Annotated in this window: 14 protein-coding genes; 9 read left to right on the forward strand and 5 right to left on the reverse strand. The window is 59.4% G+C overall.

Annotated elements, in window-relative coordinates; genetic code table 11:
* The first annotated feature begins 1 nt into the window (after nt 1).
* Entirely contained in the window at nt 2-1,369 is a 1,368-nt protein-coding gene (locus DC522_RS12300; protein ID WP_116529003.1) for an FGGY-family carbohydrate kinase, read from the forward strand.
* A 13-nt stretch (nt 1,370-1,382) separates the two neighbouring features.
* Here the strand turns inward: DC522_RS12300 and DC522_RS12305 are convergent, their stop codons facing one another.
* The gene (locus DC522_RS12305; RefSeq protein WP_133239266.1) at nt 1,383-1,784 is read right to left on the reverse strand and encodes a hypothetical protein; all 402 of its coding nucleotides are present in this window, start codon (nt 1,782-1,784) and stop codon (nt 1,383-1,385) included.
* Between the two features lie 194 nt (nt 1,785-1,978).
* Between DC522_RS12305 and DC522_RS12310 the strand changes: the two genes are divergently transcribed.
* Together DC522_RS12310 and DC522_RS12315 are read left to right on the forward strand one after the other, a co-directional pair.
* Entirely contained in the window at nt 1,979-2,665 is a 687-nt protein-coding gene (locus DC522_RS12310; RefSeq protein ID WP_116529005.1) for an extensin family protein, read from the forward strand.
* A gap of 75 nt (nt 2,666-2,740) precedes the next feature.
* On the forward strand, nt 2,741-3,724 hold the full coding sequence (locus tag DC522_RS12315) for a L,D-transpeptidase (RefSeq protein ID WP_245444107.1): 984 nt from the start codon (nt 2,741-2,743) through the stop codon (nt 3,722-3,724).
* 16 nt (nt 3,725-3,740) lie between these two features.
* Here the strand turns inward: DC522_RS12315 and DC522_RS12320 are convergent, their stop codons facing one another.
* Together DC522_RS12320 and DC522_RS12325 are read right to left on the reverse strand one after the other, a co-directional pair.
* Nucleotides 3,741-4,016 (reverse strand): hypothetical protein, encoded by a 276-nt coding sequence (locus tag DC522_RS12320; protein ID WP_116529006.1) that lies wholly within the window; start codon nt 4,014-4,016, stop codon nt 3,741-3,743.
* Nucleotides 4,017-4,285: 269 nt separating this feature from the next.
* The gene (locus tag DC522_RS12325) at nt 4,286-4,702 is read right to left on the reverse strand and encodes a BA14K family protein (RefSeq protein WP_116529007.1); all 417 of its coding nucleotides are present in this window, start codon (nt 4,700-4,702) and stop codon (nt 4,286-4,288) included.
* A gap of 382 nt (nt 4,703-5,084) precedes the next feature.
* Between DC522_RS12325 and DC522_RS12330 the strand changes: the two genes are divergently transcribed.
* The 5 genes from DC522_RS12330 to DC522_RS12350 all read left to right on the forward strand — a co-directional run bounded on the left by DC522_RS12330 (nt 5,085) and on the right by DC522_RS12350 (nt 9,664).
* Entirely contained in the window at nt 5,085-5,591 is a 507-nt protein-coding gene (locus tag DC522_RS12330) for a molybdopterin-dependent oxidoreductase (RefSeq protein WP_133239267.1), read from the forward strand.
* A gap of 2 nt (nt 5,592-5,593) precedes the next feature.
* A complete protein-coding gene (locus DC522_RS12335) occupies nt 5,594-7,738 on the forward strand; it encodes a PAS domain-containing sensor histidine kinase (protein ID WP_116529009.1) in 2,145 nt (714 codons plus the stop codon).
* Nucleotides 7,739-7,750: 12 nt separating this feature from the next.
* Nucleotides 7,751-8,794: a response regulator gene (locus DC522_RS12340; RefSeq protein ID WP_116529010.1), complete on the forward strand. Its 1,044-nt coding sequence runs from the start codon at nt 7,751-7,753 to the stop codon at nt 8,792-8,794.
* Nucleotides 8,795-8,968: 174 nt separating this feature from the next.
* Nucleotides 8,969-9,352: a hypothetical protein gene (locus tag DC522_RS12345; protein ID WP_116529011.1), complete on the forward strand. Its 384-nt coding sequence runs from the start codon at nt 8,969-8,971 to the stop codon at nt 9,350-9,352.
* A gap of 117 nt (nt 9,353-9,469) precedes the next feature.
* Complete coding sequence (locus DC522_RS12350) at nt 9,470-9,664, forward strand: hypothetical protein (RefSeq protein ID WP_116529012.1); 195 nt, start codon at nt 9,470-9,472, stop codon at nt 9,662-9,664.
* Between the two features lie 50 nt (nt 9,665-9,714).
* Here DC522_RS12350 and DC522_RS12355 read toward each other — a convergent pair whose 3' ends face one another.
* Nucleotides 9,715-9,927 carry a DUF2842 domain-containing protein gene (locus DC522_RS12355; RefSeq protein ID WP_116529013.1) on the reverse strand — a complete coding sequence of 71 codons (213 nt, stop codon included), beginning with the start codon at nt 9,925-9,927 and terminating at the stop codon, nt 9,715-9,717.
* A gap of 127 nt (nt 9,928-10,054) precedes the next feature.
* Between DC522_RS12355 and DC522_RS12360 the strand changes: the two genes are divergently transcribed.
* Nucleotides 10,055-11,137 carry a COX15/CtaA family protein gene (locus DC522_RS12360; RefSeq protein ID WP_116529014.1) on the forward strand — a complete coding sequence of 361 codons (1,083 nt, stop codon included), beginning with the start codon at nt 10,055-10,057 and terminating at the stop codon, nt 11,135-11,137.
* 51 nt (nt 11,138-11,188) lie between these two features.
* Here DC522_RS12360 and DC522_RS12365 read toward each other — a convergent pair whose 3' ends face one another.
* The gene (locus tag DC522_RS12365) at nt 11,189-11,605 is read right to left on the reverse strand and encodes a DUF1236 domain-containing protein (RefSeq protein ID WP_116529015.1); all 417 of its coding nucleotides are present in this window, start codon (nt 11,603-11,605) and stop codon (nt 11,189-11,191) included.
* Between the last annotated feature and the right edge of the window lie 212 nt (nt 11,606-11,817).

The following is an 11,817-nucleotide window of genomic DNA, read 5'->3' on the forward strand; positions in this document are numbered from 1 at the left end:
CATGAAAGTCGCAGTGCTCGATGTCGGCAAGACGAACGTCAAGGCCGTTGTCGTCGATGTGGCGGCCGGGCGGGAGCTCGCCGCGCGCACGAAACCGAACAAGGTGCTGACGGACGGACCTTATCCTCATTTCGACGTGGATGGGATCTTCGCGTTCTTTCTGGAGTCCTTGAAGCAGCTCAATGCCGAGTTTGGATTCGAGGCCATCTCTATCACGGCTCACGGCGCGAGCGGTGCGCTTCTTGGTGAGGACGGCTTGGCATTGCCGGTGCTGGACTACGAGTTCCGTTACCCGGAAGAAATCGATGATGCGTATGATGGGATCAGGCCATCGTTCCGGGAGACTTTCTCACCTCGTCTTCCGGGCGGGCTTAATCTCGGTGCACAGCTCCATTACCAGAAGACCGCCTTTCCGGATGCGTTCAGGGAGGTGCGGACGATCGTCACTTATCCGCAATACTGGGGCTGGCGGCTGACAGGGGTTGCGGCCACCGAGGTCACATCGCTCGGGTGCCACACGGATCTGTGGCTACCGCGCGTAGGCATGTTTTCCGGCCTCGTTGATAGCCTCGGGATTGCCGGCAAACTGGCACCCGTCAAGAAACCATCGGATATGCTGGGTTACGTGACTGACGAGATCGCGGCGGAGATCGGGCTTGCCGGTCCCGTTCCGGTCTTCTGCGGTATCCACGATTCCAATGCCTCTCTGCTGCCGCATCTCCTTCAGCGCGAGGCGCCTTTCGCCGTGGTGTCGACAGGCACCTGGGTCGTGCTTTTCGCAGTCGGCGGAGACCTCGATCATCTCGATCCCGGGCGCGATACGCTGGCCAATGTCGATGCTCTCGGCCGTGCCGTTCCCTCGGCCCGGTTCATGGGGGGACGCGAGTTCGAGATCCTGACGGGAGGGCAGGGGACGGATACCCATGAGGCTGTGGCACGTGTCGTCGAAGAAGGCATTTGCCTGACGCCGAGCGTCGTCCCGGGATGTGGCCCCTATCCTCATGCCGAGCACCGTATCGTGAATGCGCCGCAAGGGCTGAACCCGGACGAGACCTATGTGGCAGCCTCCCTCTATGCCGCTTTGATGACGAGAGCCTGTCTCGATCTCACCGGAGCGGCAGGCCCCATCGTCGTAGAGGGGCCATTCGCCCGAAATGAACTCTACATTGAGGCTCTGGCCAAGGCGATCGGACGTCCGGTGATCGCAGTCGCCGGATCGACAGGTACGAGTGTCGGCGCGGCTCTTCTTGCTTCCGGCCTCTCTGCGACGACAGCCGCTCAGACCGAGCCAGCGAGTGCCACCTGCCATCTGCCTGAGAGCTTCCAGCAATATTGCCGGGATTGGAACAAACTGGTGCAGGCTGGGTGAGCCGATCGGCGCTCTACGCTTCAGGTGCAATCATAAGGGCATGGACCACGCTATCCTCGGAAGGTGGGTCCATCAGCTCCCAGTTTCCGAACAGATCGACGGTCGTGTGGCCGGGCATGTCCTTGCCAAGGTAAAGCAGGATCTCGACCCAGGGGCGGCCGTAGGCGCGCGGCGTAACCTTCGTGACCTGGCCGAAGAAGCCGGTCAGCGGACAGCGAACGAACTCGCCGATCTCAGGCGCCCGGCTTTGTTCCCGTACCAGCATCTCTTCAGCTGCCCGAAGTTTAGCCCGCAGCCTCTCCACCCTTGCCCTGAGTTCCGCGACACGCCTCGTGCAAGGGCCCTCCTGAAGCTCATGCAGCTTCGGGCTGAGTGCCAGGCTCTCGTTGTAGTCGGCCGGCGATAGCGGAAACATCCCCATGACAGATCCTTTCTGAATAAGAATTTGGCGTTTTCAGCGCGGACGACAAGCCACTCTAACGGGTGAGTGGAACGCGAACTCGCCAAGTTCGGTTGACTTCCGTGGCGAATGTCTAAGGCAAGGATTGGCGGTTGGGCGGCTCTTCCCGCAAAGGTTTGTCAAGCTGGAACAGAAGTCTGGTCCTCCTGATGGCAGTGGCGCTCCCCGAGGCAGGGGCCGCTCAGGGGCAGAATCCACCCTTGCCGCCGCCAAGACCGGACAGGCCTGCGCCCCCTGAAAAGCCTGATGGGAAACCGCCTGTTGGAGAGAGTGCTGAGCAGAAAGCGACGGATGCCGATGATCCGGATACCGCCTGCATCGAGCGTCTGACCAAGCTGGGGCTTCGCTTCGAGAAGCGTCCGCCTGTGCAGGAGAATGCCTGCAGGATTGGCAACCCTGTCTCCGTCTCGGTGCTTCCGAATGGGGTGGAGGTCGCGCCGGCCTCGCTGATGGAGTGCTCCTTTGCTGAGGGTTTGGTGCGGTGGGTGAACGAGGTCGTCATTCCCCGCACGAGCGAGCACTTCCAAAGCGCGCCGACAAAACTGCTGATCGGAACATCCTACCAGTGCCGCGATCAACGGTCCGGAGCCAAGCTGAGTGAGCATGCCTTTGGGAACAGCGTGGACGTGATGGGCTTCGAGTTCGACAAGCGCCCGCCGCTGACGGTCCGTGTTCAGGCCGAAGGTTCCCCTGAGGCCGCTTTCCAGTCAGCTGTCCAGAAGGATGCTTGCGCGATTTTCTCGACCGTGCTCGGGCCGGGCGCCGATGATGACCACGACGATCACCTTCATCTCGATATGCGCGTGCGCAAGGGTGACTATCGCATTTGCCAGTGATGCAGGGAACGAGCAGCAGGCTTTCGTCTTTATGTTCACTCGTCTCACAGCGAGGCGAACGGAGTGGAGTAGGTGATGAAGGTTCTGATGCGTGCCGCGTTGGGTCTGTCGTGCATGACTGGAGGGGCGGCCGCCGCCCCGCAGATCCTGGATATGGAGGCCGTGAATGCCGCCAATTTCTCTGCGAAGGTTGAAAATGGCGTCAGTCCAGTTCTCATCAAAGCGCAGGTTTTGCTCGACCGTGCGCGGTTTTCTCCCGGCGCGATCGATGGGCGGAATGGCGAGAACATGCAGAACGCGATCAAAGCCTTCGAAAAGGCGCGTGGGGTTAAAATCGACGGAGCTCTCGACGAAGAACTGTGGCGAAAACTGAACGAAGCCTCATCCGATCCGGTCCTCATGACCTACACGATCAGCGATGAGGACGTGAAAGGACCTTTTACAGCGATCCCTGAGAAGATGGAGGAGTTGGCAGAGCTGGAGCGGTTGTCCTATTCCAGTCCGGAAGAGCTCCTGGCTGAAAAATTCCACATGGATGTAGACCTGCTGAAGGAACTCAACCCCGATAAGCGCTTCGACCAAGCGGGCACTTCGATCGTCGTCGCCAATGTTGCGCCGCCTTCAGCCGCGAACGAACAGGCCAAGGAGATCGAGAAGATCGAAGTGGTCAAAAGCGAGCACCTCCTGCGAGTGATCGGAAAGGACGGAGCGGTGCTTGCCACCTACCCGGCTTCCATCGGAAGCGAGGAGAAGCCCGCGCCCGCAGGCTCGCACACCATACGCGCCGTCGCGCGCAATCCCACCTACACCTACAATCCTGACTATGCCTTCAAGGGCGTGAAGGCGAAGGAGAAGTTCGAGATCAAGCCTGGGCCCAATAATCCTGCCGGCTCGACCTGGATTGATCTTTCCGTCGAGTCCTTCGGTATCCATGGCACGCCGGAGCCGGAGAAAGTCGGCAAGGCCTATTCCAATGGCTGCGTTCGGCTGACGAACTGGGATGTCGAGGAGCTTGCAGGCATGGTCAAGAAAGGGATGCCGGTCGTCTTTCTCGACTGACAGGTGAGGACGGCCTTCAATCGTCGTTGGCGGAGTTCAGCTGGTCAGGCTTCAGGCCCTCATCAACCTCGGTATCGTGCATCCTGACGAGCCATTCCAGTTGCTCCTGCACGAAGTTGGGGTCGCTGTGGAAGCGCATGGCACAGGCCACGAGGAAAATCGCGATTTCGGGAAGATCCTCATCGCCCATATCGGGCAGTACAAGCTCCAGCTCCGTCATGTTGCTGGCCGTCACGATGGCTGCCTCGTTGGGAGGAATGACGGTGCCACTGCTGTCGGGAGGAAGGGCCATGAGGGTGTCTTTCACTTTTTGAATTTCAGGCTCTCTGCCGATTTTAGAGCATCGGACCCAAAAGTGGACCCCACTCTTGAGCCCCCCACCGATGCTCATTTTCTCAAGGAGCGCATCGTTGGTTGTGCAAAACCGGATCCACTTTGCCGCACGATGCGCTACGCCACAGACGCCGGGCGTGATCTCTCGCCTGATGCTGCGTTCGATTGCGCAGAGACAACAAACCTACCGACGTAAGACAATAGACCTATGCATTGATAACGACGGGCTTACGGATAGGTGCAGACGTAGCGCATCCCGTTATGGGCCAGGAACGTGCCCGTCACCGGGTCGTAAGAGCGATATTTGCGGGCGCAATAAGCCGCCACTGTGGGATCGATCGTGCCCGGAGGCGGAGGAGGGGCGGCTTGAGCTTGGCTGGCAATGGCGCTCCCGATCAAAGCTCCTGCTGCCAAGCCCACGGCGCCCGCGGCAAGAGCCGAGCCGCCGTCATCATGATAGTGATGGCGGCGATAATAGTAGCGGCGGCGGTGATAGTACTGCGTGTAGCTCTCGTTCGGGTAAGCCCGCTCGATTTTCGGCAGGGTTTGGTTCAGGAGAGGTTCGGCGTCAGCAGGAAGGGACGAGCCGAGTAGGGTGGCCGAGAGGATTACCAATGGACCGAGGACCAGAGCGAGTTTGGGCATCGAGGACTCCTGACTTGCAAGGATATAGTAGTATAGGCGCTACATCAGCGTGCGAAACTACAACGCAATCTGCCAAGCTTGCAAACACCATAGGCCAGTTTACCGGGCCTGTGTCCTTCTCCTGGCCTGCGCCCGCTAACTGGCCGCCGTGTGATGTCACGCCCCCTATGCAATCTGCACGCCCTAGAAGAAGAAACTTTAAAACATAACATATCAAGAAAATGTGAAACTCACTCCTCCGTCTGCCTGTGAGGCAGAGGTCTCAGCCAACCAAATGCCTAAATGGGCGATAGCAAAAATCCTTGAAAAGCCCTGGATTTTTGCCATGAAATCCTTCAAAAAGGTGTATGTTCTAACATAATCCTGTCGAGAGGGGGCTTTCGTGCGTTGCGTCACATTGGTGGTAATGCTGTTTGCGGTGCTGGGGCGCATGAGTGCCGCTTCCGCAGCAGAGCCTTTGCCGCGCCCCCAGGGGGCCGTCATCCTGACGATCACGGGCAATATCACCCAGATGAACGCCCCGGGGCAGGCTCGGTTTGACAAGGCCATGCTGGAAACTTTGGGAAAGGCCTCGTACACGACATCATCCGAAGTGTCGGCAACCCCCATGACATTCGAGGGGGTTCCTCTGCGTGCTGTGCTGGAGCGTGTGGGGGCTCTCGGCAAGACGATCAAGGCGACGGCCCTGAACGCTTATCAGAATTCCATCCCCATGGAGGATCTTCAGTTCGAGCCCATTCTCGCCATGAAGGTCGACGGCAAGGTGATTACCGCCCGCGATAAGGGGCCGCTTTGGATTGCCTATCCGCGTGATGCCCATTCCGTCCTCCATGACGCGAGGTATGACTCGCGCTGGGTCTGGCAGCTGAGCAAGCTTCATATCGAGTAGCCATGAAATTCGCTCTGCCCAGCAAGAAAGCAGCCATCGTCACGCTCTTTGCAATCGCGAGCCTCGTCGCCTATCTCGGCGTCACGGTTATGCGGCTGGTCGACGTTGAGCGCGATCTGCGGACGGACACCATGCAGACGAATCTCTGGGTTACCACTCAAACCCAGTTCGAGGCAGCTGCTTTTGCCGAAAGCTTGGCGCGTCAAGCAGCCCAGGAGAACTTTGCCACACCTGAGGAAGAGCCGGCTTTTCGTGCCACCATCCTGATCAGCCGCCTCGCGGTTCTTCTTGAAGGGCCTCAGAGTGAGGTGTTCCGTACCCTGGGGCTCATGGGTGACCTGAAACAATCTTATCTTCAGCTCACGCTGGCCGAGCCGTTGCTCCAGCAAGGTATAGATGCCGAGGGTGCGTTGCTGCTGCAGGCTCAGGCGCGTGATCTCGCCTTCAAGCTGAGGGATGCCGCCAACCGAGTCCTTCTGTACGGGCGTGAGCAAGCCTCCCTGAAACACTCCAACTACATGCGTGTCGTCTTCGAGAGCTTCGCGTTCTTCGTCGGCATCGTGCTCAGCGCGACTTTCCTGCTCCTACGCTTCTTCCGAGGCGTTCAGGAGGCAAGCCAGGCCAAGCAACTTCTGCGCCAGGAGCAGGAGTTGTCGGATCTCGTGATCAACAACGTCAGCAACCAGGGCATCGTCATGTTCGACGAGAAGCTGGAGTGCCTGCTCTGGAATCCCGGAATGGAGGGTCTGCTCAACGTCAAGCCGGATCAGGCGATCAGCCGGCTCATGCAAGACATCGACCCGCTTTTCTCAAAAGCGGATGTGATCCGTTCTCTCAATCTGGTAATTGAGGGAACCAGTTCCGTCTTCGAAGACAAGACACCGGAAGACGCCGACCAGGAACGTTGCCTCGAGATCAATTGTTTTCCGGTCTCCATGGCTCAGCGCAAGCTGGGCATCGCCTTCGTGCGCGACGTGACCGAGCAATGGCTCGCCCGCAAGCAGGCCGAGCGCCACAACTTCGACCTGGAGATCAAGGTCCTCCAGCGCACCGCCGCTCTGCGGCAGGCCGAGCGCCGTCTAATTGCGGCTATCGAATCCGCCGCAGAAGGGTTTGCGGCCTTCGACTGGACCGGCAAACTGCTCTTTGCCAACGAGCAGATCTGGGCGGCTGCGCCCGTAGCCCTTTGGGGCCGGGAGGAGATGAGCCTTCCCGTCTTCCTCCGCTGCTTTGCCATGTGCGAAGGTGCGGATGAGCGACTTCTGGTGGCTCATCCTCCCTTCGAGGAAATCGAGATCGACGTTCTGATCAAGAAGGACGTTTGGGCCCGCCTGTCCGTCACGAAGGCGGATGGCGCCACGATCTTCGTGCGTCTTACCGACATCTCCGGCTACAAGCAGGTGGCAAAGGCCCTTCAGTCTGCTCTCGATCGTGAGCGTGAGACGACGGATGCCTACCGCAACTTCGTCTCCATGGTCTCCCACCAGTTCCGGACACCGCTGGCTATCCTCGATTCCAGCGCGCAGCGCATTCTGAGGCGCGGCTCCAATTTGACGCATGAAGAGCTTTCCGCACGTATTCAGAAGATCAGAAACGCCGGCAATCGCCTGACGCGCCTCGTAGAGAGCGTTCTGAATGCCGCGAAACTTGATGCTGGCCGGATCGAGCTGAATCCTGAAGCCTGTGACCTCGTCCACCTTGTCATGGATATCTGCGAGCGTCAGAGCGAACTCAATTCGCATGCGAACATTCGCTTCCAGGTGCCTGATGTTCCTGTGCAGGTCTATTGCGACAGCATGCTGATCGAGCAGGTTGTCATCAATATTGTTTCAAATGCGGTGAAGTATTCAGGCGAGAGTCCAGTGGTTGAGATCAAGGTCTGGACAGAAGGTGCGCGTGCTTTCTGCTCCGTCCGGGACTGGGGTATCGGTATTCCGGCCGACGAGTTGCCTAAGATCTTCGATCGGTTCTATCGTGCCAGGACGGCATCCGGAATCGCAGGGACTGGTATCGGTTTGAATTTCGCGCAGAGAATCATGCACTTGCATGGGGGGGAGATCCAAGTGGAAAGCTACGAGGCCGGAGGATCTTTGTTCACGTTCGACTTGCCGCTATCGAATGCCGAAGAGGCGCAACAGGCTGCATAAGTGACCAAGCCAATGAATGCTCAAAAAACAATTCTTTGCGTCGAAGACGAAGACGACTTGAGGACCGACATTGCCGAGGAACTGGAGTCCGCCAACTACCGCGTGCTTCAGGCCGCTAATGGCAGCGAAGCCCTTAGTCTCCTTGAGAGCGAGCGGCCTGACCTCGTGCTCTGCGACGTCACCATGCCGGGTCTTGGGGGCTATGACGTGCTCAAGGCCATTCGCGAGCAAGCGGACAAGGCCGATGTCCCCTTCATCTTCCTGACGGCCCTGGCGGAGAGAAACGACGTTCTCGTTGGTAAGCAGGCCGGCGCGGACGACTACCTCGTCAAGCCCATCGACTACGAGATCTTGCTCGCCACGATTGAGGCGCGTCTCAATCAGGTGGCGCGCGTGCAGTCGAGTGCCGTCAGCCGCGCGGAAGAGGCTTGGCAGGAAATTCTCAAATCCTCGCGCGGACGCACTGTCGACGCCCTGTACAAAGCGACTTTCGCGTTCGACCGCTTTCTGGTCGGCGTTGTGATCGTCGATGAGAAAGGGGGCGTGAGGCTGATGAACAAGGAAGCCGAGCGAATCATTGGTGAGAATGATGGTCTTACCGTCTCGGGCGGTGTGCTCAAGGGTGCTATGGCGAAGCAGAACTCCAAGCTGCATCAGGCCATCGAGAAGGCGTTCGAAGAGGAAGCTCTCGACGAGATCGTGTCCTTCCCGCGCAACTCCGGTGGGCGTCCGTATCTCGTGCTTGTTCCTGGCCAAAGGTTCTCGGTGGAAGAGAGGCCCGATGCCGTGGTGCTGCTTGTCATTGATACCGAGCAGCGCACCAAGGTCTCAGGCGACACGCTCGTACGGCTTTACAATCTGACGCCTTCCGAAACCCGAGTTGCACTGATGCTGATCGATGGCAAGCGACTTGACCAGATTGCCGAAGAACTCGAGATCGCGCAGACGACGGTTGTCTTCCACCTGAAGAACCTTTTCAGGAAAACCGAGACGAACCGGCAGGCTGATCTGGTGCGCGTGCTGCTGTCAGTCCCGTTGCGGACAACAGGAGATTAGCGTCGGTCTATGAGCGAAAAGGCATGTTAAGGGTTTGCTTACCATCCGCGCTGAAACAAAGTTCGGTCGAAGCTTTGCCATAATCTGTTCAGCTTCCAGTGAGGTTTGAGGCGATATAGTCATCGCCAAGAAAGGGGGAACGGAAATCTCCCTCCTGCTTGTAGGTGACGATCCATGAAGGTCTTCAGTTTCTTCTCCGGTACGGCCGCTGCTCTGGCGCTGGTGACCGGTCTGGCCGCTGCCCAACCGGCTGCTGCCCGTGATCGCATGTCTCCCGGCGCGGCTGCTGCCGTCGGTGCCCTGGGTGGCCTTGCGGTCGGCACCATCGTCGGTGCGACGATTGCCCAGCAGCCGGCTTATGCCGCTCCGGCGCCGGTTTATGTGGCACCGCCTCCGCCGCCACCGCCGACCCGCGTTTACGTGGAGCAGCCTGGCACGGTTGTGTACGAGCATCATCGTCCGCGCCGGGTTTATGTCGAGCGTTGCACGACCGAACGTTATCGGGAGTGGGTTCCGGGCTGGGGTTGGGAATATCGCAGCCGTCAGGTCTGCAACTAATCACCTCCGCCACGAATCATGTAAGGCCCGCTTCCGGCGGGCCTTTTCTTTTGCGCGTTTTAGAAACTCCGATTCCATTGCCGCGTTGACGGGGAAAGCCACAGCGTGAGTTCTGTCATGAGCAACACACCGAAAGACCAAGCTGCCCCTGACACACCGAAACTCAACCCTGGCGACCAAGCCGAGCCCGGCACTCCTGGTGCGGGCGAGAACATCTGTCCCGAATGCAAGGGCAGCGGCCGCATCGGTGCGGCGGCCTGTCCCATGTGCGGCGGAACGGGCAAGATTATCGAGGGGATCGGCGGCGCTTGAGCATCGGGCCCAAAAGTGGCCGCCACTTTTGGGATCAACCTCATGCCTTATCAAGGCTGCTTGTCGGGCTTAGCCATCCACCGGACAAGCGGCATCATGGGAAACACCCAGATCAGGCCGAGCGCGATATAGGCAAGGGTCTGGACGAGCTTCGGAGCCTCAGTAATTCGGCCCTCAGCCACAGCCATGGCAAACAGCGCATAGGTGATGATGAAGACCAGCATCACCACCGTCCCGATCAGCTTGCGCACACGCATGCTCATGCTCAAACCCTTCTAGAACCCACCTTTTCGCGGTGCGTCACTGGCATTGATTGCCTCAAGGAGGCTCAGCCTCTATGTGACAAGCGTTATCCCGGGTTCAAGTCTTAAATTGTCGATGAGAACGAGCATGGCTGTCGCAGCCTCAACCGAGGGCGCGCCGTTGGCGCGCCTGCCTGAAGCCCAATCGCCTCAAATCCGGTCTCAGACCCTGGTCCGCACATGGATCTATACGCTCGCAACTTTGGTCGTGCTGATGGTCGCCGTTGGCGGAGCGACCCGCCTGACAGGCTCTGGCCTGTCGATCACGGAATGGAAGCCGGTCACCGGCGCGATTCCGCCGCTCACGGAACAGGCCTGGCAAGCAGAGTTCGAGAAGTACCGGCAGATCTCGCAATATGAGCTCGTGAACAAGGGCATGACCCTTTCCGAGTTCAAGTTCATCTATGCCTGGGAATGGGGGCACCGTCAGCTCGGCCGTCTCATCGGTTTGGTCTTCTTCCTACCGTTGGTGTGGTTCTGGGTGCGCGGCATCATCAAGGGAAGGCTAGCCCTGACGCTGCTCGGCATCGGCGCGCTCGGCGGACTGCAAGGCACCATCGGCTGGATCATGGTGGCCTCAGGGTTGGAGCCCGGCATGACGGCTGTCGCGCCCATCAAGCTCGCGCTGCACCTGACGGTCGCCAGCATCATTCTCGCGTGCCTGGTCTGGGTGGCGGCCGGACTGAAAGACCGCAGCGCTTCTCGGCCTGAGAAAAGCGCAGGCTATGCGCCCCGCATTCTCGTCGGTCTGATCCTGTTGCAGATTGCTCTGGGCGGTCTCGTCGCCGGCTCGAAAGCCGGGTTGACCTACAACACCTGGCCGCTCATGGACGGGGCATTCGTCCCATCCTCGTCGGCTCTGTTCGTGGTGAAGCCCTGGATCGAGAACTTCGTCGACAACGTGCTGCTCGTTCAGTTCAACCACCGCGTGGTGGCGTACGTGCTCGTCGCCTTTGCCCTTTGGCATGCCTGGGACATGCGCCGCAGAGCGCAGGGCTCGGGTGCGGCGCGCCGTGCGACTGGAATGGCATTTCTCGCGTTTGCCCAGATGGGCCTCGGCATCGTGACGCTGCTGCTCGCGGTGCCGCTCTGGGCCGGATTGGCGCATCAGGTCTTTGCGATGGCTGTTCTCGCGATGGCCGTGGTTCATGCACGAGTGAGTGCCGCTTAAAAGAGAAGGGCGGCCCTGACGGCCGCCCAAACTTCATCATGCCACTAGAAATTAGCGGATGACCTGGACGATGCGGCGGGTGCCGGGATCGACCAGAACCGGGGTGTCGTTGACCACCGTGTAGCGGTACTGGGTCACGCCGTACTCAGCGGGAACCTCATAGTACTGCACGCCTGAAGCAGGCAGGGTAGCGCCCACACGAACCTCTTCCGTATAGCGGTAGGAGGGAACGCCCTGAGTCACGACATACTGACGGAAGCGGGGCTGTGCATCACCGGCAAGGCCGCCAACGATCGCGCCCGTCACGCCGCCAACGGCCGCACCGATCGGGCCGCCGACGATTGCGCCGCCAACGGCACCCGTCGCTGCGCCAGCGGCCGCGCCACCAGCTGCCGGGTCCTGGGCGAATGCGCCAACCGGGGCCAGAGCCACGAGAAGAGCGCCTGCAAAAAGAATCTTCTTAGACATGTGTCAGCTCCATTCACTGGTGAAGTCGGGAGCTTAACGACCAGGCTTAGGTGTGGTTCCGACATTGATAGAGAGTTTCAAAAGGCCGACATCTCAAGGAATTAATCCTCTTTTCTTTCCTGCTTGCGGATCCAAATCATCATTCTTCTATTGAATCCTGGGACCTCGCCTGTGCAATTCCGGCCCTTTTTTCGAACGTTGATCTCCATGTC

The sequence above is a fragment of the Microvirga sp. KLBC 81 genome, assembly GCF_003075415.1.
Classification (GTDB): Bacteria; Pseudomonadota; Alphaproteobacteria; order Rhizobiales; family Beijerinckiaceae; genus Microvirga.